Consider the following 21,553-nt stretch of genomic DNA (forward strand, 5'->3'; position numbering starts at 1 on the left):
ATAAAGCCTTTAATCGATTAATTCTGTTCCAAGGGCATCTTGTTTGACTTTCTTAGCTTTCATCAAACCACCCAAAGCTTTTTTAAATTGTCCTTTTGAAATACCAAAAGTAGCCTTGATATCCTCTGGTGATGACTTGTCATTCAAGGTCATAAAGCCACCATTTGACTGCAAATAAGTCAAAATCATCTGCGAATCATTTTCCAACATTTCAAAAGAACGCGGTTTTAACGAAAGGTTTAGCGTGCGGTCAACAGCACGATAACCAATGACGCGAGCCGTTACTTCTTCCCCAAGACGTGGTTCCGCATAGCGCTCACTTGGATGGATAAAACCAAGCATATTATTATCTGGCAGGTAAACAAACGTTCCTGACAATTTCAAACGGTAAACAATTGCGCGTAACTTCTCATTTTGCATATTGTCATAAGCTGATCCTGAGAGTTTTTGGAAAACTTCAGGTTCTGCTGGAATGGCCCAAATGCGGTCTTTTTTATCCACATCCAAACGAACATAAAGCTTGTCACCCTTCTTAGGCCAAAGTTCTTTTAAATCAGGCAAAACGTCTAGCGAAACGACAAATTGTTTGTCTGGCAGACCTGTGTCTAGGAAAACACCGAGGTCGCGACGCACTTCTGTCACAACGCCCCAACCATAGCTAGTGCGTGTTGCTGCCACATCTGCAGTTGTCAGACGTGCTTTTTGGTGCAAATCCGTGTAAGCAAAGCCCTTGACCATATCTCCGATAGCGTGTGAACCCTCGCTCTTATCCAAAGTGAAAGTCACTCCACCTTTTTGAACAAAATAGGCTTTTGCATTTTCATCAATTACCAAACCAGTGATAACCGTAGCAAGTAGTTTATTCATGTTTTTTTCCTTTATCATAGAAAAGAGAGTGGAATCTCCACCCCCTTACCTTTGTCTTATAGAGATGACATTAGACTTCTAGCAATTCTTTTTCTTTGTTAGCAGTCATGCTGTCAATGTGTTTCACAGCTTCGTCAGTAACTTTTTGAATATCTTTTTCAAGCACTTTCAATTCGTCTTCTGTGATTTCTTTGGCTTTTTCTTGTTTTTTAGCTTCGTCCATCGCATCACGGCGGATGTTACGGATAGCAATTTTGGCACTTTCACCAACTTTTTTCACTTCTTTAGCCAAATCTTTACGTGTTTCTTCTGTCAATGCTGGAATAACAAGACGGATCACTGAACCATCATTGGCAGGGTTAATACCAAGGTCAGAAGCGTTGATCGCATGCTCAATGTCTTTCAAAACAGATTTGTCAAATGGAGAAATCAAGAGAACACGCGCTTCTGGAACGGTAATAGAAGCCAATTGGTTCAAAGGTGTTGGTGCGCCGTAGTATTCCACTTGAATACGGTCTAAGAGTGACGCGTTAGCACGTCCAGCACGAATAGAAGCAAATTCACGCGCCAAAGCACTGTGTGATTGTTCAAAGCGTTCTTTCGCTTTTTCAATAATAGCATTAGCCATAAGTCAGTATTATCCTCGTTTCTTGTTTTTTTAAATAGTAGAGCCAACTCTTAATGGTTGTGGTGGTCTGCTTTGTTAGAAACCGTTGTCCCGATAGCTTCACCAAAGACCACACGTTTGATGTTACCAGGTTCGTTCATGTTAAAGACAACTAAGTCAATATCGTTGTCCATTGAAAGGGTAGAGGCAGTAGCATCCATGATTTTAAGACCACGTTTAATCACTTCAACGTGTGTTAATTCGTCGAATTTAACTGCATTGGCATCTTTCTTAGGATCTGCGTTGTAAACCCCATCAACACCATTTTTCGCCATCAAAATAGCTTCTGCTTCGATTTCAGCAGCACGAAGGGCAGCTGTTGTATCTGTTGAGAAATAAGGTGAACCGATACCCGAACCAAAGATAACGATACGACCTTTTTCAAGATGACGAAGGGCACGTCCACGAATATAAGGTTCCGCAACATTTTGCATTGGGATAGCTGTTTGAACACGAGTGTCCACACCATATTGTTGCAAGCTATCAGCCATAACAAGGGCATTCATGACTGTTCCTAACATTCCAGTGTAGTCTGCCTGTACGCGATCCATACCAGCTGCCGCAGCTGGTTCACCACGCCAAAGGTTTCCACCACCGATAACCAAGGCAATTTCAACACCTGAATCATGAACTTCAGCAATTTCTTTTGCGATAGCTTGAACAGTGGCAAGGTCAATACCCACACCCTTATCACCAGCCAAAGCTTCTCCAGACAACTTAATTAAAATACGTTTATACTTAGGTTCCACTACACGTTACTCCTTCTTTTATCCCTACTATTTTATCATAAATTGCTTATTTTACCTAGCAAAATATCTCATTTTTAACGATTCAATACTCGCCAGTCCCTAAGGTACAGCGTTAAAAAATTTTTTGACACAGCTCATAAAAAAATCCGCTTCAGCGAAACGGAAACGGATTTTTTCTGTCATATCATTACATTAGAATGAGCTTGGATCTACTTTGATACCGACACCTTGAGTTGTTGTGATAGACAAGTTAGTCATGTAAGTACCTTTAGCAGTAGCTGGTTTAGATTTCACGATAACATCGTGGAATGCTTTGAAGTTTTCAACCAATTTGTCTGCGTCGAATGATACTTTACCGATGATAGCTTGTACGTTACCAGCTTTATCAGCACGGTAAGTGATTTTACCACCTTTAGACTCTTCAACTGCTTTAGCAACGTCCATAGTTACTGTACCAGTTTTAGGGTTTGGCATAAGGTTACGAGGTCCAAGGACACGTCCAAGACGTCCAACGATAGCCATCATATCTGGTGTTGCGATAACAACGTCGAAATCAAGCCAACCATCGTTGATTTTAGCAACAAGGTCATCTTCACCAACGAAGTCTGCACCAGCAGCTTTTGCTTCTTCAGCTTTAGCACCACGTGCGAAAACAAGCACACGTTGTGTTTTACCAGTACCGTTTGGCAATACCATTGCACCACGGATTTGTTGGTCAGCTTTACGAACGTCAATATTAAGTTTATATGCAACTTCTACAGATGCATCAAATTTTGCGAAGTTAGTTTCTTTTGCAAGCGCCACAGCTTCTTCTACGCTGTATGCTTTAGTGCTGTCGATTTTTTCAAGTGCAGCACGCATTTGTTTGCTTTTTTTAGCCATTTAAAATTCTCCTTGTAATGTGGTCATATCGATTTGATTTAAAATCTCCCACGTCACTCATCAAATCATGATGAAGTCTTGCGGGTCTAGTGTGAGTGATTTTTCGGTTTAGCAACCAAATTCAGTCACAATTTGGGTGTTATTGATTAATCAACAACAGTGAATCCCATAGAACGAGCAGTACCTTCAATCATACGCATTGCAGATTCAATATTTGCAGCGTTTAAGTCTGGCATTTTAGTTTCAGCAATTTCTTGTACTTGTGCACGAGTAACTGTTGCAACTTTTGTTGTGTTAGGTGTTCCTGAACCTTTTTCAACACCTGCAGCTTTTTTCAAAAGAACAGCAGCTGGTGGTGTTTTTGTAACGAAATCAAATGATTTGTCTTCATACACTGAGATAACAACTGGGATGATCATGCCAGCTTGATCAGCTGTACGTGCGTTAAATTCTTTAGTAAATCCCATGATGTTAATACCTGCTTGACCAAGAGCTGGACCAACTGGTGGAGCTGGTGTCGCTTTACCAGCAGGAATTTGAAGTTTAACAACTTTTTCGACTTTTTTAGCCATTTTTAAATCCTCCTGTTGTGGTTTTGGCGGTAATTAAGATTTTTACCTCCCACAGATATGCTCAATCGCATACTTTATCATTATACAGGAATTCAGGGAAAAAGCAAGCTATTTAGCTCATTATTTTTCAAAAAAATCTTCCCCTTTTTTTGAGAGCAAAGGAAATTTGAAGAAAAAGGCTCTAATCATTTACATCTTCAGGGTTTCGGTATAAAATATAGGACATGATATATAAATTATTTTCGATTGCTTTTTTGGTGCTGACGCCGCTTTTTTCTTACATTTTGGTTACCTTTTTTAACCTAAAACGCTTTGGGATCTTGTTTACAGACCTGTCTTTTCCCTTGTTTGCACTTGAAATTGCTTTAGTGGCAATGCAATCTTTGACATTAGATGTTTTCTTTTACTACTTGATTTGCCTATCTTTGTTGGCTTTGATTTTGAGCATTACTTTTTTGAAACGTTACCACGCTTTTTCTTATCGCCGCTTTTTGAAATTTTTCTGGCGGTCAGGGTTTATTTTGACAGCTATTTTTTATGTCATTGAGTTGATTTTAGTATTTACAATTGGACGCTAAAAAAACGTTAGCTGTACAGCTAACGTTTTTTTAGTCTTCCGATGTTGCAGTAGTCATCAAAACTTTTCGAGGTTTGGTTCCTTCGGCGGGCCCGATGACACCAGCAGCTTCTAATTCATCCATTAAACGAGTAGCACGGTTAAAGCCTACTGACAAACGGCGTTGGAGCATTGAGGCACTGGCTTTTTGGGTTTCAAGCACTAAAGCCTTAGCGTCTTCAAATAGGGGATCACCTTCTTGAGCGCTGCTGCCATTTCCTGATTTCAAATCAGCCTCAGACACATCACCTAGGTCAAAACTATCGTCATATTCGGCGTCAGCTTGATTTTTAATAAAGCTAACAATATGCTCCACATCGTCATCTGAAATGAAAGAACCTTGCAAACGGACAGGGTGATTTTCATCAATCGGTTTAAAGAGCATGTCCCCACGTCCCAAAAGTTTTTCAGCACCGTTTTCATCCAAAATCGTACGGCTATCGGTCCCTGATGACACGGCAAAGGCAATCCGCGATGGCACATTGGCCTTAATCAAACCGCTAATAACATCAACAGATGGGCGTTGGGTTGCTAAAATCATGTGAATACCTGCCGCACGCGCTTTTTGCCCCAAACGAATGATGGCATCTTCCACTTCTTTGCTGGCAACCATCATCAAATCTGCCAACTCATCCACAATAACCACAATCAAAGGTAGTGGAATGTGTTTTTGGTCAGATTGTTTGTTAAACTCTTCAACCTTGGCATTGTAACCTGCAATATTGCGAACGCCAAAATGGCTAAAGAGTTCATAACGGTTTTCCATTTCATCCACCACTTTTTGCAAGGCTCTAGCTGCCTTACGAGGGTTGGTTACCACAGGAATCAACAAATGGGGAATATCATTGTAAACCGATAATTCAACCATTTTGGGGTCAATCATCATGAATTTGACTTGGTCAGGTCGTGCTTTCATCAACATGCTGGCAATGATGCCATTGACCGCAACAGATTTTCCTGAACCCGTTGAACCAGCTACGAGCAGGTGAGGCATACGAGCCAAGTCAAAGGTGCGTGCCGTACCGTTGACTGCTTTTCCAAGGGGAACTTCCAACAATTTATTTGGGTCAGTATTGGATTGCTCCCATAATTCACGGAAAGTGACCGTGGCAATTTCAGAATTCGGTACTTCAATACCGACTAAGGATTTACCTGGAATAGGGGCTTCGATACGTACATCTTTAGCAGCCAAGGCTAGGGCTAGATCATCTGCCAAATTGGAAATGCGGTTGACACGCACACCAACGGCTGGTTTGACTTCGTACTTGGTTACCGATGGGCCAATTTCAGCACGCTCTACCTTGACATCAATACCAAAGCTGGTAAAGGTGTCCTCTAACACCTTGATATTATGACGGACAATGCTTTTTTCCTTGGATTGATTTTTGGGCTTGTCTGGTGCAAACAAATCAATCGTTGGCAAGGTGTAATGCAGGGCTGTTTTTGCCGTAAAATCAACGTCCAAAGGTTCGTCAGCTTGTTCTTCTTGCTCAGGTAGATCAGCGGCTTGTTGATCATCATCCGTCACAACTCCTTGGTCATAAGACAAGATTTCAGGCTCTGCGTCTGAAGGTTGGGGCACTTTGTCAGGCTCTGTTGCAGGCATGTCAACATTGGCTGAATCAGTCAAAATTTCGCCTGTTTCGAGATCCACTTCAAGCTGGGCCAAACGTTCTTCTTCTGCTGCTTTTTGTTCCTGCTCAGCACGTTTTTGCTCAGCTCTAGCTTTTTTCTCCTCACGTTTCACAAAGCGTTTTTGCTTGTGCAATTCATACCTCGAAGCAAGAGTCTGTCCTCTAGCTTTGACAAAATCAGCAATATCGTACAAATCCCACGGCGTCATCAAATAAATTCCCAAAAGAATAAACAAGCTACCAATCAAGAAGGTTCCAATATTGGAAAAAAGAAAGGAAACGGGCATGTAAAGTAAAGCCCCAATCATCCCCCCACCAACAAAGTAGCTGACTTTAAAATGAAGAATGTCATTAAAAAGCAAGGAAGCCGTTGTGGATAAAACAGGCTTGTCATGATAAGCTGATAGTGAAAATAAATAGGCCTGCCACTCCAATAACATACCAATCATAAACACCACAAAACCACCCACAAGACCGACTTGTTTGTGGAACCATTTAAAACCGATAAAATAAGCCAAAATAGCCAGCATAACCAGATAAACAAGGCTACCAACGGCAAAGCGCATGAGGTTATAAACCGTAACGCCAAAAATCCCCAGCCGTGTCACTGCAAAGAAAAAGACTATAATCAGAATAATAGTCCCTATAAAGCGTTGCAAGGCTTGTTGTCTTTTTATTTCTGCTTTAGTTGGTCGGCGCGTTTTACGACCTTTTTTTCTATTTTTTGATTTTGCCATGAGTTTATTATAGCATTTTTTAAACTTTTAGGTTATTGAAAACAAAATATGGTAGAATAGCTTAGTTGAGTTTGCTTAGAGCTCAATGAATTTTGACAAATAACCCTATCAACACAGCTTTAAGATACATATTTAGGAGTTTACATGAAAAAAACAATCCCATTGCTTGTTATAATGCTTAGTTTGGTAATCCTATCAGGTTGTAGCCAATTGACCAAAGCCATTCGAGGAGAAGATTACGTCAATGCCAAAGCATCTGCTTCAGCCGCTTCTGCTTCAAAAAGTGCCAGTGCATCGTCCTCAAAAGCCTACCCAAAAGAATTGAAAAAAGCTTTGAGTGCTGATACGTCAGCTTTTCCACAATTATCTAATGACGTCACTGACAACGAGTCAGAAGTCCTCATGCACACCTCTGAAGGTGACATCACCATCAAGTTATTTCCAAAATATGCTCCACTCGCTGTGGAAAACTTTCTCACTCACGCCAAAGAAGGTTATTACAACGGTGTGCTATTTCACCGCGTGATTTCTGATTTTATGATTCAATCAGGTGACCCTAAAGGAGATGGCACAGGCGGAGAATCTATCTGGAAAAATAAGGATAAGAGCATTGATTCTGGCAATGGTTTTAAAAATGAAATCTCACCTTACCTCTACAACATTCGCGGGGCGGTTGCCATGGCAAATGCTGGTGCAGACACCAATGGCAGTCAATTTTTCATCAATCAAAATACAGATGACCAATCGCAAAAACTCTCATCATCAAGCTACCCAGAACCCATTATTGGAGCTTATGCTAAAGGTGGTAATCCAAGCTTAGATGGCAATTACACCGTTTTTGGGCAAGTAATTGATGGCATGGACGTTGTGGATAAGATTGCTCAAACCGCGACCGATGACAACGACAAGCCAACAACCGATGTTACCATCACATCAATTGATATTCTAAAAGACAGTTCTTCACAAAAGGACTAAGGATAACCCTTAAAAAATCAAGTAAGCCTAGCGACTTGATTTTTTTGCTTATGTTGGATTGATGAACAGGAATAAGTGATTTTTTGGTATAATAGAAAGGATAGAAAGCGAGATTATATGACGCCAAATAAAGAAGATTATCTTAAATGTATTAACGAACTTGGAGAAAGTCAAGCCAAGGTAACCAATAAAGGCATCGCTGAATTGATGGGCGTTTCAGCACCAGCCGTTTCTGAAATGGTCAAAAAAATGAGCAACGAAGCCCTCATTGCCAAAGACCAAAAAGTAGGCTATCACTTGACACCAAAAGGTTTGCTCTTGGTTTCTGAATTGTACCGCAAACACCGCTTGATTGAAGTCTTTCTAGCCAATGAGTTGCATTATAGCCCTGATGAAATTCACCAAGAAGCCGAAGTTTTGGAGCACACAGTTTCCACTACATTCATCGACCGTTTAGAAGAAAGTCTAGGTTTTCCAAAATTCTGCCCGCACGGTGGAACCATTCCGCAAAAGGGAGAATTATTGCAAGAAATTCACCGTCAGCCACTCAATCATATCTCAGAATTGGGTACTTATCGCATTTGCCGAGTTCATGATGAGGTGCATTTGTTAAACTATTTGCAAGAGCATCACTTGGCCATCAATGATGTTGTGGAGTTGGTTAAACAAGATAGCTACGCCAAGACCCACACACTTATCCACAACTCACAAACCTTGATTATTCCAGAACGCGTCGCCGAACAAATTTACCTCGAAAAAATCGAATCTCTTTAACAGCAAAACATCAGCGTTTTACTGTTTTTTTGTTGTTTTGTAAATTTTATCAAACCCTGCTGCAAAAGGATTTATGGAAGTTTTACAAAAGGCGGTTAGGGAGTTTACATTCATTTGCTAGAATAAGAATCAAGACCAAGGTCTAAAAATTATTAACGAGGTTCTTATGAAAAAAAGTTCAAAATATTTGGCACGCTTAGGGGTGACCTTACTGGTTTCTAGCACCTTGCTAGCTGCTTGTAGTTCAACAACATCATCAGGCAATAAGCTGAAATTGGATACAGAAGCCGCAAACAGCACAAGCTTGGCAAAAGAAACAGCTAACGGTAAAGACGTGCAAATGTACGATACTAGCCGTGCAAAAATGGAAGACTATTCTAAAGTCAATTCTAACCAAGCTAAATATGTTTTCCTTTTCATCGGTGACGGGATGGGGGTAACTCCTGTAACGGCTGCTGAAGATTATCTTGGCTACACACAAACAAACAAAGGCGAAGTTTACCCAGATCGTATGAACTTTACTGAAATGCCAGTTGTTGGTCTGAAAACACAATACGACTGTTCTTCATTCATTCCTGATTCAGCGGCTACGGCTACGGCTTTTGCAACTGGAATTAAGACCCAAAGTAAAGTCATCGGTTTGACAGGCGATTTGGAAAAATCTGCTGATTCTGTGGCTGAAAAAGCCAAACGTGCTGGCAAAGCTGTCGGAATTGTGACCAATGTAACGCTTAACCACGCAACTCCTGCTGCTTTCTACGCAAATGTTGAGTCTCGTAAATCTTACTACGATATCGGACTTCAAATGGCAGAATCAGTTTTTGACTACTTTGCTGGTGGTTCACTTGGACAGCGTACTGGTAAAGATGAGGACCAAAAGGACCTTTATGAAGTCATGGAAGAAAATGGCTACACTATCGCTGATACTAAAGAAAAAGCAGAGAAAATAAATGCTGACTCTGAAAAAGTTTACCTAGTATCTGAGCGTTTACAAGATAGCGGTTCAATGCCTTATACCATTGACCAAGAAGAAGGTGACCAAACCCTTAGCGACATGGTAGCTAAAGGAATTGAAGTCATGGAAGATGATCCTGAAGGTTTCTTCATGATGGTTGAAGGTGGAAAAGTGGACTGGGTTGAGCACGCCAATGACGGTCTAACAGCTATTCACGAAGTACTTGGTTTTGAAGAGTCAATTCAAACAGCGATTGACTTCTACAACGAGCATCCTGACGAAACCTTGATCGTTGTAACGGCAGACCATGCAACTGGTGGTTTCACAATTGGTAATGGTTCAACAGGAAATAGCACTTATTTTGATCTTTTAACTAACCAAAAAGGGTCACAAGTTGCCTTTGCCGACTTGACTACTGAAGCTTTGGAAAAAAATCCAGATTTGACCTTCGAAGAATTTGCGCCACAAATTGAAGACTACTTCGGCTTAGTCTTGGATCCAGATGCGCCATCTGAAGACGTTACAAACGCTGAAAGCGAAGCTTACGCGGAAGAACTAGCTAAAAACAGACTTAAATGCTCTAAAGAAGAGTACAACGAGTTAAAAACAGCCTTTGATGAAACTAAAAAATCAGAAGATGAGCAAAATGTAAGCTACGGTGTCTACGTTCCAATTGCTATCACGGCTACTCGTTTGCTAGACAAAAAAGCTGGCTTGGACAACAACTGACCACTCTGGTGACAAAGTTCCTGTCTATGCTATGGGTTCAGGTGCCAAAATGTTTGACGGTGAGTACGATGATACTGACATCAGTATTCGTTTAGGAGAGGCTATGGGCTTCAACAGCGATTCAAAAGACGCTGAAGAACAAGTTGAAACAGAAACTAAAAAACCAACTGGAGTCGGACTAAAACCAGCTGACAAATAAAGCAAAAAAAGAAGAAAATACCACTCGGTACTTTCTTCTTTTTTAGGTTTAGATGCTATTTAAGCTAATTTTTCTAAGAAGGCTAACAAAATCTCAGCAGATTGTTTGCCTGCTGCAATGATAAATTCATCAAAGGTAATGTTAGCATCGTGGGCTGCGGTGTCAGACATGGCACGCACAACAACAAATGGCTTTTTCAAACTGTGAGCGGCTTGGGCAATTGCAGCCCCTTCCATTTCAACCGCTAAAACCTGTGGGAAAACAGATTTGATGGCATCAATTTTATCTTGGCCAGCTATAAAAGAATCTCCTGTCGCAATCAAACCAATATGGCTTGGCACGTCTGCTTCACTCAAGACTTGCTCAAACGTTTCCACGAATGTTTTATCAGATTCAAAATACAAAGGTTGCATAGACATTTGACCGTAGTCATAGCCAAAGGCTGTCAAATCAACATCGTGGTAAGCTAAAGTGTCAGCCACAACAACATCGCCAATTTGCAAACCTTCTGCAACAGCGCCAGCTGACCCTGTGTTAATCAAGGCATCCACTCCAAAATGGTCCGCCAAAATGGCAAACGACATAGCTGACATGACTTTTCCGACACCTGATTGCACCAAGACAACTTGATGACGGCCCAGTTTTCCTTCGTAATACGTGTTTCCTAAAACATGGTGTTCGACTTTATTTTCCAAATGGTCTACAAGAAGTCGTAATTCTTGCTCCATTGCTGCTATAATTCCAATTTTCATCACATCTTCGCACACCGCTTAAGCAGTGGCTTGTCCTCCTTTTCTCGCTTTCTTAGAGTTTAAACACAGCGTAGAATAACGCCACAAGCAAAAGAAAGATAATCAATATCGCCAAGTTTAATTTGCGTTGAAAACGGCTTCGCTTGACATTTTCAATCCGACGGCTTTTATAGACGAACTGATCCTTTTGCTTGCGGTTGGTCCATCTTTCTAAAAAGCCTCTGTCAGCATACTCTTCAGGCGGTATAATGCTGTCGTAACGATCTGTCCGAATAACTTTCGTTTCTTCATCGTCAGTCATCATGTCATCATAAAAAAGTTCACCACGGTTAGCACGCTCGATTATCTCGTCTGTTAAAAGTGGTTTTCCCATTACAAGTTTCCTCCAAATGTTAACGCGTAATATTGTAGGGCGATAATCGTTTTAGCATCCTCGATAGCTCCCGAAGCAACCAAATCCATGCATTCTGCATAAGTCAACTCCAAGATTTCAAGGACTTCATCGTCATCTTGCGGACGAGGATTCGGCACTTTTTGCAAATCAGTTCCAAGATACAATCTGATTTTTTCATTGCAAAAGCCTGTTGCAGTGTAAAAATCATAGATTTTTGTTAATTGTCCTGAGTAGCCTGTTTCTTCTTCCAATTCACGCGCCGCAGCTTCTTGCTCATGCTGAGCTTCACCAGCTTCCAATTTCCCTGCTGGAATTTCATAAGACACTTTTTCAATCGCCTTGCGGTACTGCTTAACCAAGACAATGCGATTGTCCTTGGTCACTGGCAAAACGGCCACCGCCCCACCGTGAAAAATCAATTCCCGTTTAGCTTGCCCTAATTGATTAGGCAATTCCACGTCATCCACGACAACCTTAAAAATATGCCCATCAAAAACCTCAGTGCGTTTAATTGTTTTTTCCTCAAAATCCATCTGCTCTACCTTTAAAATACCTTTCACGTTTGATTCTACTATAAATTTGCCAGAAATGCCATTATTGTCAAAATATCCTTACTATGATAACGCAAAAATGCTAAAAAAATCTAAAAGCGCAAGGCAAATAAAGAACCTGAGACCCTCATCTCAGATTCCATGCTATTACGATTTCTTTTTATTGTTTGGGTGGTGAGGTTTGTTGAGGGCATAGCCAGCTTTGTTGACTTGGCGTCCGCGTCCGATAGCTAAGGCGTCTTTTTCAATATCCATAGAAATGGTAGAACCCGCAGCTGTCAAGGCATTGTCACCAATAGTAAGAGGAGCAATGATGGTCGAATTGCTTCCTACAAAAGCGTTGTTACCGATGGTGGTCTTGAATTTGTGCTGGCCATCATAGTTGGCAATAATCGTACCTGCACCAAAATTCACGTCGTGTCCTACGGTCGCATTGCCAATATAAGTCAAATGCCCTGCTTTAGTATCCTCACCAACAAGTGATGACTTAACTTCGACGAAGTTACCAATATGAACATTCTTTTCAAGGGTTGAATCAGGACGAACATGGGCAAATGGACCAATGGTTACGCCGTCTTTTACAACAGATTGTTCAATCATTGAGTTGGTAATCACGACTTGCTCACCAATAGTTGCATTAACAAGATAAGTGCCATTAGTCAAGACTGAGCCTGTACCGATTGTTGTGTGGCCTTTTAGAGTGACATTGGCTTCGATAGTGACATCAGGGGCGATTTCCACATCAACGTCAATGTAAGTCGCAGCAGGATTTTGGAAGGTTACGCCATTCACCATGTGTTTGTGGTTGATACGGCGACGCATAATCTCTTCGGCAGTTGCTAGTGCCACGCGGTCATTGACCCCAAGACTTTCATCAAAATCATGAAGCACATAAGCCCCAACTTTTTCACCACTATTACGGAAAATAGAAATGACATCCGTCAAGTAATATTCCCCTTGGGCATTGTTGGTGTTAATGTTTTTGAGGGCTTCAAATAAACGTTTGTTATCAAAGACATAAGTTCCTGTATTGATTTCTTTGACTTGGCGTTCAAATTCAGAAGCGTCTTTTTGTTCAACGATTTTAAGCACTTCGCCATTTTCGTTGCGGATAATACGTCCGTAACCAAAAGGATTGTCAGCAGTAGCTGTTAAAATAGTCGCTACATTTTTATGGCTGATATGAAAATCAACCAACTGTTTCAAACTGTCACCTGTAATCAAAGGAGTATCCCCAGCGATAACAAGGGTTTGCCCCTCAAGACCAGCCAATTCTTCCTCTGCCATCATGACAGCGTGACCTGTTCCTAATTGCTCTGTTTGAAGAACAAATTCTGATTGACCTGCTAAAACGTCACGAACCATATCGGCTTTGTGCCCGATAACCGTCACGTTTTTTTCTGGATTTAAGGCTGATACAGCACGAAAAACGTGTTCTAGCATGGTCAGACCAGATACTTGATGAAGCACTTTTGGCAAGTCTGATTTCATGCGAGTTCCTTTACCAGCGGCTAAAATAATTGCATAATTTGACATGACTAATATTCCTTATAAATATAGAGTAGCGTGCGAATACTTTGTACTTTCTCACACAATCTATTCCATTATACCATAATTAACACAACTGAACGTGATTTTTAAGTTACTGATGCCACATAATTTGAACAGCTTGTTCCAAGACTTCCATAACCAAGCGGCTATGGTCTAGGGCAAGCTTGGTAGCTGTCATATTTTCTTGCTCAATAATAGCTTGAAAGGCCACAAATTCATCGTGCATTCGGTGATTGAGCGTGTTTTCGTTGATAATCGTCTTGCTTTCTTCATTGAGTGCCAGTGCTATTTCGGGCAAGGTATTGGTAGCACCAAGAATGGCCAAAGAACCTTTATTGCCCTGAATAGTTGAAGTCAGTTCTGCCGCACAATCCTTGGCACCGATACAAACCGCTTTGAAATCGCCATAGTCCATAAGCAAAATACCAGACGTATCCACCTCACGCTCCATATTAGCCAGATACTGTACCCGTTGCGGTTTCCCAAACAAGCCTACCACCAAATGAATATTATAAATATTTAAATCACGGAGGGCACCGCCACCTTTTTGTGGGTCAAAGGCTGGCGCAATTTCCCCGCGCTTGAAAGCATCATAACGCGACGAATATTGGGAATAATTACAGGTAACAATCTTAATCTCACCTAACTTGGCAAGATTGGCCTTGATAGAGGTGAAATTACCCAAATATTGATTGGTAATGGCTTCTAGCAAAATGCGTTGCTGCTGCTCGGCAATCTGAGTCAAGTCTTCAAATTCGTCTAAGGTCATTGTAAAAGGCTTCTCACAAATCACGTGTTTGCCCGCCAGCAAAGCCTTCTTGGCATAGGCATAATGAAGGTGATTCGGCAGGGCAACATAAACCGTATCAACGTTTGGATTTGCCAAAAGGCTATCATAGTCGCTAGTCGCCTGAGTGATGTCGTAAAGCTTCGCCAATTGGTGCGCTTTTTCTAAACTGCGTGGCGTTGACAAAATAGCTTCAATCGCAATGCCGTTGATTTCTTTTAAAACAGGCAAGACCTCGTCAACGATTTTTCCTGTTCCTAAAATGGCTAATTTCATGAATTTCCTCCTATCGTATCTTACTAAACTGTGGGATAAACCACTTCAAATTCTTCTAAAACGATTAAGCTTTCTGGTGTGAATGTCAACCCACATTCTTTAAAATAGGGTTTGAAAAATGCTTCGTGAACATCTCGCCAGTAAGCAAGCGATTTATCACCCTCACCTTCTTTGAAAGCATGCTTCTCCGAGACTTCTTTAAAAGGTACAACAGAGACTTTTTTAATCTGAATAATGCAAACTGCTCGGTCTTTGCTATCTAAAATCACATCATAAGACCCAACTTCAGGCAAGGGGACATTGTCAATGTGGTACAAATCATAGGCCGATGCTGTCGCCGTTTTGGTTTCCTCAAGGACCAACTGTGCCAACACATCAGCTTCCGTACCAAATTGCCAAGCGTCAATGTCATCTCCGATTGAAGGATTCATTTTCTTATACTTGTTCCAAAGTTCTTGTGCATTCATAGTTTTCTCCTACTTCAAACTCCAGCCACCGTCAATTTTAACAATTTCGCCCTGCATAGAGCTGGCTTTGCCTGAGGCTAAAAAGCCTGTTAATTCTGCTATTTCGTCAGGGCTACTCCAACGTCCAATTGGGGTTTCTTGAGCTACCCAATCAGCCAACCCGCCTGGTTCAAAATCACTAGCTGTCATGGCTGTCTTAACCGCACCTGGTGCAATACCAAAAACCTGAACCTTGTCTTTGGCATAATCAAGGGCAAGCTGGCGGGTGAAACCTGCAAGTGCGTGTTTGCTCGCTGTATAGGCTGCTCCGCCCCCACCTGCCATAAAAGACGCAATCGAACACATATTGATAATGATGCCCGCTTGTCGTTCCACCATCTTGGCTAAATAATGGCGAGTAATAGCAACGGTTGCAAAGAAATTGGTCTGAAAAACGTCTGCTATTTCGTCATCTGATATAGCCAGCAAGGGCTTGTAAGCATCGAGAATACCTGCCGTATTGCATAGGATATCCACATCAGGCACAACATCAAAAAGCGCAGCTAAATTCCCTGTGATATCCAACTGCAAAAAATGAAAATTCTCTTCTTGAATATCAGGGGCTTCTGATTTGTCAACCCCATAAACTGCGCAGCCATTTTTCAAAAAAAGACGAGCTTGTGCCAGTCCAATGCCAGAACTGACGCCTGTGATAAGCACCTTAGTCATGGACTTCCACCCAATCGGTCGCTAAAACGTCACAAGGGGTCGGTGACCACGTAGAAAAGCCCTCGCCCTCACCAGAAACGTTGATGAGGAAATAAGGGGTCACTGGCAAAGCCACACCGTTTTGCTCAATGCTGTCAAACAATTGCACGTAGTTTTCGGCACCGCCCCAGCCTGTACGCACGTATTTTTTCTTCGCTTTTAATCCTGGTAAAATCTCTTCAAAAGTCATTTTTCTCTCCTTGTTGTTACTATCTCTAGTATATCAAAAAACGAGCCCGTAAGCTCGTTTTGACGAATGGTTAGGCTCTTCCTAACAACTTTTTCACTGCTGTAATGGCTTTATGCAATCTAGGGCGTGGGTAATAACGGAAAGTCCCCATTTTACGGACAATGTAACCATTGAAATTTTGTTTGAAACGAAGGACACCATCGCTACCGTCGAAAACACCTTGAATACCAAGGAAGTTATAAAAGGTAATGCCACGTTTAATAGCTTCTGTCATGACGTGCTCTTGCAGTACTACTGGTGCGTAGAATTTGTTAAATTCGGTGTAAGAACCGCTGAAAAGGTAAACCGCTTCTTGTGGTGTGTAGATAAAGAGACTACCTGCCAAGACCACATCTTCTGAACCGTGCTGAGCAATCAAGTCCTTAGCTTCCTTGATACGAACGTCAAAAGTGGCAATTTGCTTATCCAACTGCGCTTTTTGTTTGTTAACCTTAGCTGAGTTGACCCCGTCAGCAATTTTTTGATTTAAAACCGCTAACTGAGCCGCAATATCATCATAACCTTCTTGAAGGTTGTTTAGATAATCTTTAAAATTCAAAGTCGCAATCATAAATTCACAGTTATCCCCAAAACTATCATAAAAGTCCTCATAATAATCTAAAGGCTTGTCTTGATAATCGCGTCTTGCTGATGTGGAAGCTGTGATTTCTTTAAAAATAGACAATTCATCACGTTTGAGGCGACGCACCTTGATACCGAAAGAATTGGTCTTATTAACCAAAGGGCGTCCTTTTTTACTGAAGGAGTTGCGTAGCGTTTCAGGTGTCAAGCCTGTCAAATCCTTGACATAATGCCAATCTGGTTCACCATCAGGGTAGCCCGTCTGCAAACCATCATAGTGATAGCCAAGGTCTGTCAAATCTGTAATCAATTCTGGTCTTTCATCGTCGTTGGGATTGCCATGGGTATCAAAACTTTGATAAATGTCATAAGGTTTGACAATCAGCTCCAAGGCGCCATTTTCCTTGGCGTAGGCTTGTAATTCCCGATAAAAGTCTGAAAGATAGGCTGGGTCCTTAGAAGCTGGACCTGAATTGATTTCCATGTGAAGCCCACCTGTCATCGCCTTGCTATACAAAATGCCAGCCACCTGGATAGCTCCGTCTGCCTCCAAACCTAGAAAAGTCACCTCAAACCCACGTTTTTCAAGTAAATCTGCCATTTCGACAGACTGCATAAACGAGCGTTCTTTAAAAGAGGCACTCACTTGTTCGTAATCCGCTCTGGATAAAATCGTTAAACTCATCTGTTTTTCTCAATTCTATTCGTTTTTTCAGTTAAAAGTCCCTTAAAATCTAGCAAAGGAAACTTAAATGAAAATAAACTGTCATTTCCTGAAAGGAGTTTCATTCCTCAACAAACAAATACTCAGCCTCTGATTTGAGGCTGAATATTCTGCTCTCTTAGCCAATTTGGCTGCCGTTTGGAACACTTGGATTCACTGTTAAAACAGTTAAATGGCCATCGTGTTCAGCTGATAAAATCATTCCTTGACTGAGCAAGCCCATCATTTTCCGTGGTTTCAAATTAGCTACGATTTGTAATTTTTTTCCCACTAATTCTTGTTCGTTTGGATAGTATTTCGCGATACCTGAAAGGATTTGACGGTCTTCACCATCACCGGCATCCAAGCGGAATTTCAAGAGTTTTTCAGAGCCTTCAACTTTAGACACTTCTTTGACTTCAGCGACACGGATTTCAACCTTGTCAAAATCATCAAATTTAATGGCTTTTTTCTCATTGTTAAGTTCAACGTCTGCTGGGTCCCATTCTTTTTCTTCGGCAACAACTGCACCAGCTCCCATGTTGGCTTTGATGTAGTCAATTTCTTCTTCCATATCAAGACGTGGGAAGATTGGTGTTCCTTTAGCAACTACTGTGATACCTTCTGGGAAACCAGCCAAGGTCAAGTTTTCAAGGTCAAAATCATTGCCAAGACCAAGTTGTTCCATGATAGCATCTGAGGTGCTCATCATAAATGGTTGGATCAAGTGAGCCACCACGCGCAGACTAGCCGCCAAATGTGCCATTACAGCTGCCAATTCATCGCGTTTAGCCTCGTCTTTAGCAAGAACCCAAGGCGCTGTTTCGTCAATGTATTTATTAGTACGTGAGATGATGTTCCAAACGGCTTCCAAAGCACGTGGGTAATCAACTGCGTTCATTTGTTTGTGGTATTCTGCGATATTTTCTGCCACGACAGCCGCCAAATCCGCATCAAAGGCTGTCACATTTTCCACATAAGTTGGAACCTTACCGTCAAAATATTTGTTAATCATGGCAACGGTACGGTTGAGCAAGTTTCCAAGGTCATTTGCCAACTCATAATTGATACGTCCAACGTAATCTTCAGGCGTGAAGGTTCCATCTGAACCGACTGGAAGAGAACGCATGAGGTAATAACGAAGTGGGTCTAAACCGTAACGTTCTACCAGCATTTCAGGGTAAACCACGTTACCTTTTGATTTAGACATTTTACCGTCTTTCATGACAAACCAACCGTGAGCAATCAAGCGTTCTGGCAATTTCATGTCCAACATCATCAACATAATTGGCCAGTAAATAGAGTGGAAACGCAAGATATCTTTACCAACCATGTGGAAAACAGTACCTTGGTTCCAGAATTTGTCAAAGTTGGCATGGTCTTCTTGGTCGTAACCAAGAGCAGTCACATAGTTCAATAGAGCATCAATCCACACATATACCACGTGTTTTGGATTAGATGGCACTTTGACACCCCATGTAAATGACGTACGGCTCACAGCCAAATCTTCAAGACCAGGTTCAATGAAGTTTTTGATGATTTCGTTCATACGACCTTCAGGCTGAATAAAATCAGGGTGAGCATGGAAAAAGTCAACCAAGCGGTCAGCGTATTTGCCTAAGCGAAGGAAGTATGACTCCTCAGAAACCCACTCAACTTCATGACCAGAAGGGGCAATACCACCAATGACTTCCCCTTTTTCGTTACGGAAAACTTCTTCTAATTGGCTTTCTGTGAAAAATTCTTCATCTGAAACTGAATACCAACCTGAATATTCGCCCAAATAAATGTCATCTTGTGCCAACAATTTTTCAAACACATCAGCCACCACTTTTTCATGGTAGTCATCTGTTGTGCGGATAAATTTGTCATAAGAAATATCAAGCATTTCCCACAATTTTTTAACGTCAGCAGCCATGCCGTCAACGTAAGCTTGTGGCGTGATACCTGCTTCTTCTGCTTTTTGTTGAATTTTTTGACCGTGTTCGTCAAGTCCTGTTAAATAAAAGACTTCGTGGTTCATCATGCGTTTGTAACGGGCTAAAACGTCACAAGCAATTGTCGTGTAAGCTGAACCAATGTGAAGCTTACCTGATGGGTAGTAAATCGGTGTCGTAATGTAAAAAGGTTGTTTACTCGTCATTTTCTTTCCTTTCAAATCGAAGCTAATGAAACTCCTTTATTGATAACACCTCATTATACCACATTTCTGTGACCCCTTATAGCGTAAATCAATCAGAATAATCAAATTTATCGCTGGATGGGGGATTTTTTGGTAGAATAGCAGGTAGCAAAGTATAGAAAGAAGACCTGTTTTACCTTATGAAATTAATCTCATGGAATATCGACTCGCTTAACGCTGCCTTGACCAGCGATTCTGCACGCGCCGTTTTGTCACGCGCGGTTATTGATACCTTAGTCGCGGAAGAAGCTAACATCATCGCTATCCAAGAAACCAAATTGTCTGCCAAAGGCCCAACGAAAAAACACCTGCAAATCTTACAAGACTATTTCCCAGATTATGAAATCGCTTGGCGTTCGTCTGTTGAACCTGCTAGAAAAGGCTACGCTGGTACCATGTTTCTTTACAAAAAGGGCTTAAACCCAAGTATTTCTTACCCTGAAATTGATGCCCCTGACACCATGGATTGTGAAGGACGTATCATCACCCTTGAATTTGAGCACTACTATGTTACCCAAGTTTATACGCCAAATGCTGGGGATGGGTTAAGACGCTTAGCCGATCGCCAAATTTGGGATGAAAAATACGCAGATTACTTGGCATCATTGGACCAAAAGAAACCTGTTTTGGCAACTGGCGATTACAATGTTGCCCACAAGGAAATTGACTTAGCTCACCCAAGTGCCAACCGTCGTTCACCTGGTTTCACAGATGAAGAACGTTCAGGCTTTACTCATTTGTTGGCTAAGGGCTTTACCGACACTTTCCGTTATATTCATGGCGACATTCCAAATGTCTATAGCTGGTGGGCACAACGCAGCAAAACCAGCAAAATCAACAATGCTGGCTGGCGGATTGACTATTGGCTCACATCAAATCGCATTGCCGATAAAATCGTCAAATCTGAAATGATTGACTCAGGCGCTCGCCAAGACCACACCCCAATTCTTTTGGAAATTGATTTGTAAGCATAAAAAATACCTCAGAGATGCTGTTCTCCGAGGTATTTTACTTATTCAAATAAATCACGGTAAGACTTACGGTGACCCAGTTGCAAGACACGATTGTCCTTGACTAGTACGGGACGCTTAATCAACATGCCGTCTGAAGCCAGCAACTCAGCCGCCTCATCAATGGAAAGACTATCAACCTTATCTTTCAAGCCCAAAGCGCGGTAAGCCTGACCGCTGGTGTTGAAAAAGTTCTTTATCGTGTAATCGGACTCTTGCATCCATTTCTTTAGTTGCTCTGCTGTGGGTGTATCCACCGTCAAATCAACTGCCTTAAAATCCACTCCTAATTTCTGTAATTCTGCTTTAGCACGACGGCAAGTACTGCATTTTGGGTATTCATAAAATGTTAACATCATGTCCTCTTTTCTAAAACGTGACCCCTCCATGGGATAGAAGCCAACGTTTCCGCTCTAGTCCTCCAGCATATCCCGTTAACTGCCCTTGACTTCCTAAAACCCGATGACAAGGAACAAAGACAGACAAAGGATTTTTTCCGACAGCACCACCGACTGCTTGGGCAGATGCACACTGGATTTTTTGGGCAATTTCCCCATAAGTCATCGTTTTTCCATAAGGAATCTCCCTCAAAACCTGCCACACGCTTTGTTGAAAAGCCGTTCCTTGTGGAGCTAAAACCACGTCCTCAGCTTTAGGATTTTCACCAGCAAAATAAGCATCTAACCACGCTGTTGCATCTGCTAAAAAGATAGAATCACCCTCCACAATCGCTTGGTCGCGGTAGCCATTTTCAAAATACTTTTGCCCGACAAAGTAGCATCCCAGCAAGCCACGCTCATCTGCCAACAAACTGATAGTTCCCAAGGGAGAAGGGTAATAGCTTCGCATCAACATCGTCAGTGCCTTTCCAAATGCTAGAGGTTTAACTGATTTCATTATAGCAAAAAGCGGTGGGAAGGAAAAACAAAAGCCCCTATCACCCACGCGAGGTAATAGGGAACTGGC

At 41.7% G+C, this 21,553-nt stretch carries 24 protein-coding genes; 6 read left to right on the plus strand and 18 right to left on the minus strand.

The window, feature by feature from the left end; all coding sequences use genetic code 11:
- Positions 1-9: 9 nt before the first annotated feature.
- From B3473_RS00600 to rplK, 5 genes are all read right to left on the minus strand, one after another.
- Positions 10-867, minus strand: coding sequence for a CvfB family protein (locus B3473_RS00600; RefSeq protein WP_154455437.1), 858 nt, complete (start codon positions 865-867; stop codon positions 10-12).
- Positions 868-937: 70 nt separating this feature from the next.
- Entirely contained in the window at positions 938-1,495 is a 558-nt protein-coding gene (gene frr, locus B3473_RS00605) for a ribosome recycling factor (RefSeq protein ID WP_154455438.1), read from the minus strand.
- 50 nt (positions 1,496-1,545) lie between these two features.
- A complete protein-coding gene (gene pyrH, locus B3473_RS00610) occupies positions 1,546-2,283 on the minus strand; it encodes a UMP kinase (RefSeq protein WP_167829326.1) in 738 nt (245 codons plus the stop codon).
- 192 nt (positions 2,284-2,475) lie between these two features.
- Positions 2,476-3,165 (minus strand): 50S ribosomal protein L1, encoded by a 690-nt coding sequence (gene rplA / locus B3473_RS00615; protein ID WP_154455528.1) that lies wholly within the window; start codon positions 3,163-3,165, stop codon positions 2,476-2,478.
- A gap of 146 nt (positions 3,166-3,311) precedes the next feature.
- Positions 3,312-3,737, minus strand: coding sequence for a 50S ribosomal protein L11 (gene rplK / locus B3473_RS00620; protein ID WP_003065913.1), 426 nt, complete (start codon positions 3,735-3,737; stop codon positions 3,312-3,314).
- Positions 3,738-3,961: 224 nt separating this feature from the next.
- On the opposite strand from rplK, the gene B3473_RS00625 reads away from it, so the two are divergent.
- Positions 3,962-4,315: a DUF3397 family protein gene (locus B3473_RS00625; protein ID WP_154455396.1), complete on the plus strand. Its 354-nt coding sequence runs from the start codon at positions 3,962-3,964 to the stop codon at positions 4,313-4,315.
- Between the two features lie 30 nt (positions 4,316-4,345).
- Here the strand turns inward: B3473_RS00625 and B3473_RS00630 are convergent, their stop codons facing one another.
- Positions 4,346-6,724: an FtsK/SpoIIIE family DNA translocase gene (locus tag B3473_RS00630; RefSeq protein WP_293650932.1), complete on the minus strand. Its 2,379-nt coding sequence runs from the start codon at positions 6,722-6,724 to the stop codon at positions 4,346-4,348.
- Positions 6,725-6,868: 144 nt separating this feature from the next.
- Here B3473_RS00630 and B3473_RS00635 point away from each other — a divergent pair, with 144 nt between their 5' ends.
- From B3473_RS00635 to B3473_RS00650, 4 genes are all read left to right on the plus strand, one after another.
- The gene (locus B3473_RS00635; protein WP_293650934.1) at positions 6,869-7,699 is read left to right on the plus strand and encodes a peptidylprolyl isomerase; all 831 of its coding nucleotides are present in this window, start codon (positions 6,869-6,871) and stop codon (positions 7,697-7,699) included.
- Between the two features lie 117 nt (positions 7,700-7,816).
- A complete protein-coding gene (locus B3473_RS00640) occupies positions 7,817-8,473 on the plus strand; it encodes a metal-dependent transcriptional regulator (protein ID WP_154455399.1) in 657 nt (218 codons plus the stop codon).
- A gap of 166 nt (positions 8,474-8,639) precedes the next feature.
- Positions 8,640-10,157 carry an alkaline phosphatase gene (locus tag B3473_RS00645; protein ID WP_293650938.1) on the plus strand — a complete coding sequence of 506 codons (1,518 nt, stop codon included), beginning with the start codon at positions 8,640-8,642 and terminating at the stop codon, positions 10,155-10,157.
- Between the two features lie 49 nt (positions 10,158-10,206).
- Positions 10,207-10,356, plus strand: coding sequence for a hypothetical protein (locus B3473_RS00650; protein ID WP_293650991.1), 150 nt, complete (start codon positions 10,207-10,209; stop codon positions 10,354-10,356).
- Between the two features lie 59 nt (positions 10,357-10,415).
- On the opposite strand, the gene B3473_RS00655 is transcribed toward B3473_RS00650, so the two are convergent.
- The 10 genes from B3473_RS00655 to metG all read right to left on the minus strand — a co-directional run bounded on the left by B3473_RS00655 (position 10,416) and on the right by metG (position 19,538).
- Positions 10,416-11,108, minus strand: coding sequence for a 5'-methylthioadenosine/adenosylhomocysteine nucleosidase (locus B3473_RS00655; RefSeq protein ID WP_154455400.1), 693 nt, complete (start codon positions 11,106-11,108; stop codon positions 10,416-10,418).
- A gap of 52 nt (positions 11,109-11,160) precedes the next feature.
- Complete coding sequence (gene macP, locus B3473_RS00660) at positions 11,161-11,481, minus strand: cell wall synthase accessory phosphoprotein MacP (RefSeq protein WP_154455401.1); 321 nt, start codon at positions 11,479-11,481, stop codon at positions 11,161-11,163.
- Positions 11,481-12,035 carry an NUDIX domain-containing protein gene (locus tag B3473_RS00665; protein WP_154455410.1) on the minus strand — a complete coding sequence of 185 codons (555 nt, stop codon included), beginning with the start codon at positions 12,033-12,035 and terminating at the stop codon, positions 11,481-11,483. Before B3473_RS00665 ends, macP begins: the two co-directional genes overlap by 1 nt.
- A 165-nt stretch (positions 12,036-12,200) precedes the next feature.
- The gene (gene glmU, locus B3473_RS00670) at positions 12,201-13,589 is read right to left on the minus strand and encodes a bifunctional UDP-N-acetylglucosamine diphosphorylase/glucosamine-1-phosphate N-acetyltransferase GlmU (RefSeq protein WP_293650944.1); all 1,389 of its coding nucleotides are present in this window, start codon (positions 13,587-13,589) and stop codon (positions 12,201-12,203) included.
- A gap of 106 nt (positions 13,590-13,695) precedes the next feature.
- On the minus strand, positions 13,696-14,667 hold the full coding sequence (locus B3473_RS00675) for a Gfo/Idh/MocA family protein (RefSeq protein WP_154455403.1): 972 nt from the start codon (positions 14,665-14,667) through the stop codon (positions 13,696-13,698).
- A gap of 23 nt (positions 14,668-14,690) precedes the next feature.
- Positions 14,691-15,134, minus strand: a complete 444-nt coding sequence (locus B3473_RS00680) for an ASCH domain-containing protein (protein ID WP_264879680.1) — start codon at positions 15,132-15,134, stop codon at positions 14,691-14,693.
- Positions 15,135-15,143: 9 nt separating this feature from the next.
- Entirely contained in the window at positions 15,144-15,842 is a 699-nt protein-coding gene (locus B3473_RS00685) for a 3-oxoacyl-ACP reductase (RefSeq protein ID WP_154455405.1), read from the minus strand.
- Complete coding sequence (locus tag B3473_RS00690; RefSeq protein ID WP_154455406.1) at positions 15,835-16,071, minus strand: DUF2829 domain-containing protein; 237 nt, start codon at positions 16,069-16,071, stop codon at positions 15,835-15,837. Before B3473_RS00690 ends, B3473_RS00685 begins: the two co-directional genes overlap by 8 nt.
- A 70-nt stretch (positions 16,072-16,141) precedes the next feature.
- A complete protein-coding gene (locus B3473_RS00695; protein ID WP_154455407.1) occupies positions 16,142-17,377 on the minus strand; it encodes an aminoacyltransferase in 1,236 nt (411 codons plus the stop codon).
- Between the two features lie 157 nt (positions 17,378-17,534).
- On the minus strand, positions 17,535-19,538 hold the full coding sequence (gene metG / locus B3473_RS00700; RefSeq protein ID WP_154455408.1) for a methionine--tRNA ligase: 2,004 nt from the start codon (positions 19,536-19,538) through the stop codon (positions 17,535-17,537).
- Positions 19,539-19,717: 179 nt separating this feature from the next.
- Between metG and B3473_RS00705 the strand changes: the two genes are divergently transcribed.
- Positions 19,718-20,545, plus strand: a complete 828-nt coding sequence (locus B3473_RS00705) for an exodeoxyribonuclease III (RefSeq protein ID WP_154455409.1) — start codon at positions 19,718-19,720, stop codon at positions 20,543-20,545.
- A 44-nt stretch (positions 20,546-20,589) separates the two neighbouring features.
- Here the strand turns inward: B3473_RS00705 and B3473_RS00710 are convergent, their stop codons facing one another.
- Both B3473_RS00710 and B3473_RS00715 read right to left on the minus strand, forming a co-directional pair.
- Complete coding sequence (locus tag B3473_RS00710; RefSeq protein WP_235280668.1) at positions 20,590-20,943, minus strand: arsenate reductase family protein; 354 nt, start codon at positions 20,941-20,943, stop codon at positions 20,590-20,592.
- Between the two features lie 13 nt (positions 20,944-20,956).
- The gene (locus tag B3473_RS00715) at positions 20,957-21,442 is read right to left on the minus strand and encodes a methylated-DNA--[protein]-cysteine S-methyltransferase (RefSeq protein ID WP_154454587.1); all 486 of its coding nucleotides are present in this window, start codon (positions 21,440-21,442) and stop codon (positions 20,957-20,959) included.
- Positions 21,443-21,553 lie beyond the last annotated feature (111 nt).

It is taken from the genome of Streptococcus sp. UBA632 (assembly GCF_002300045.1).
Taxonomy (GTDB): domain Bacteria; phylum Bacillota; class Bacilli; order Lactobacillales; family Streptococcaceae; genus Streptococcus; species Streptococcus alactolyticus.

Coding starts and splice junctions, on each gene's coding strand:
- B3473_RS00600 (WP_154455437.1), bottom strand. CDS start 867: ATGAATAAACTACTTGCTACGGTTATCACTGGTTTGGTAATTGATGAA.
- frr (WP_154455438.1), bottom strand. CDS start 1,495: ATGGCTAATGCTATTATTGAAAAAGCGAAAGAACGCTTTGAACAATCA.
- rplA (WP_154455528.1), bottom strand. CDS start 3,165: ATGGCTAAAAAAAGCAAACAAATGCGTGCTGCACTTGAAAAAATCGAC.
- rplK (WP_003065913.1), bottom strand. CDS start 3,737: ATGGCTAAAAAAGTCGAAAAAGTTGTTAAACTTCAAATTCCTGCTGGT.
- B3473_RS00625 (WP_154455396.1), top strand. CDS start 3,962: ATGATATATAAATTATTTTCGATTGCTTTTTTGGTGCTGACGCCGCTT.
- B3473_RS00630 (WP_293650932.1), bottom strand. CDS start 6,724: ATGGCAAAATCAAAAAATAGAAAAAAAGGTCGTAAAACGCGCCGACCA.
- B3473_RS00635 (WP_293650934.1), top strand. CDS start 6,869: ATGAAAAAAACAATCCCATTGCTTGTTATAATGCTTAGTTTGGTAATC.
- B3473_RS00640 (WP_154455399.1), top strand. CDS start 7,817: ATGACGCCAAATAAAGAAGATTATCTTAAATGTATTAACGAACTTGGA.
- B3473_RS00645 (WP_293650938.1), top strand. CDS start 8,640: ATGAAAAAAAGTTCAAAATATTTGGCACGCTTAGGGGTGACCTTACTG.
- B3473_RS00650 (WP_293650991.1), top strand. CDS start 10,207: ATGTTTGACGGTGAGTACGATGATACTGACATCAGTATTCGTTTAGGA.
- B3473_RS00655 (WP_154455400.1), bottom strand. CDS start 11,108: ATGAAAATTGGAATTATAGCAGCAATGGAGCAAGAATTACGACTTCTT.
- macP (WP_154455401.1), bottom strand. CDS start 11,481: ATGGGAAAACCACTTTTAACAGACGAGATAATCGAGCGTGCTAACCGT.
- B3473_RS00665 (WP_154455410.1), bottom strand. CDS start 12,035: ATGGATTTTGAGGAAAAAACAATTAAACGCACTGAGGTTTTTGATGGG.
- glmU (WP_293650944.1), bottom strand. CDS start 13,589: ATGTCAAATTATGCAATTATTTTAGCCGCTGGTAAAGGAACTCGCATG.
- B3473_RS00675 (WP_154455403.1), bottom strand. CDS start 14,667: ATGAAATTAGCCATTTTAGGAACAGGAAAAATCGTTGACGAGGTCTTG.
- B3473_RS00680 (WP_264879680.1), bottom strand. CDS start 15,134: ATGAATGCACAAGAACTTTGGAACAAGTATAAGAAAATGAATCCTTCA.
- B3473_RS00685 (WP_154455405.1), bottom strand. CDS start 15,842: ATGACTAAGGTGCTTATCACAGGCGTCAGTTCTGGCATTGGACTGGCA.
- B3473_RS00690 (WP_154455406.1), bottom strand. CDS start 16,071: ATGACTTTTGAAGAGATTTTACCAGGATTAAAAGCGAAGAAAAAATAC.
- B3473_RS00695 (WP_154455407.1), bottom strand. CDS start 17,377: ATGAGTTTAACGATTTTATCCAGAGCGGATTACGAACAAGTGAGTGCC.
- metG (WP_154455408.1), bottom strand. CDS start 19,538: ATGACGAGTAAACAACCTTTTTACATTACGACACCGATTTACTACCCA.
- B3473_RS00705 (WP_154455409.1), top strand. CDS start 19,718: ATGAAATTAATCTCATGGAATATCGACTCGCTTAACGCTGCCTTGACC.
- B3473_RS00710 (WP_235280668.1), bottom strand. CDS start 20,943: ATGTTAACATTTTATGAATACCCAAAATGCAGTACTTGCCGTCGTGCT.
- B3473_RS00715 (WP_154454587.1), bottom strand. CDS start 21,442: ATGTTGATGCGAAGCTATTACCCTTCTCCCTTGGGAACTATCAGTTTG.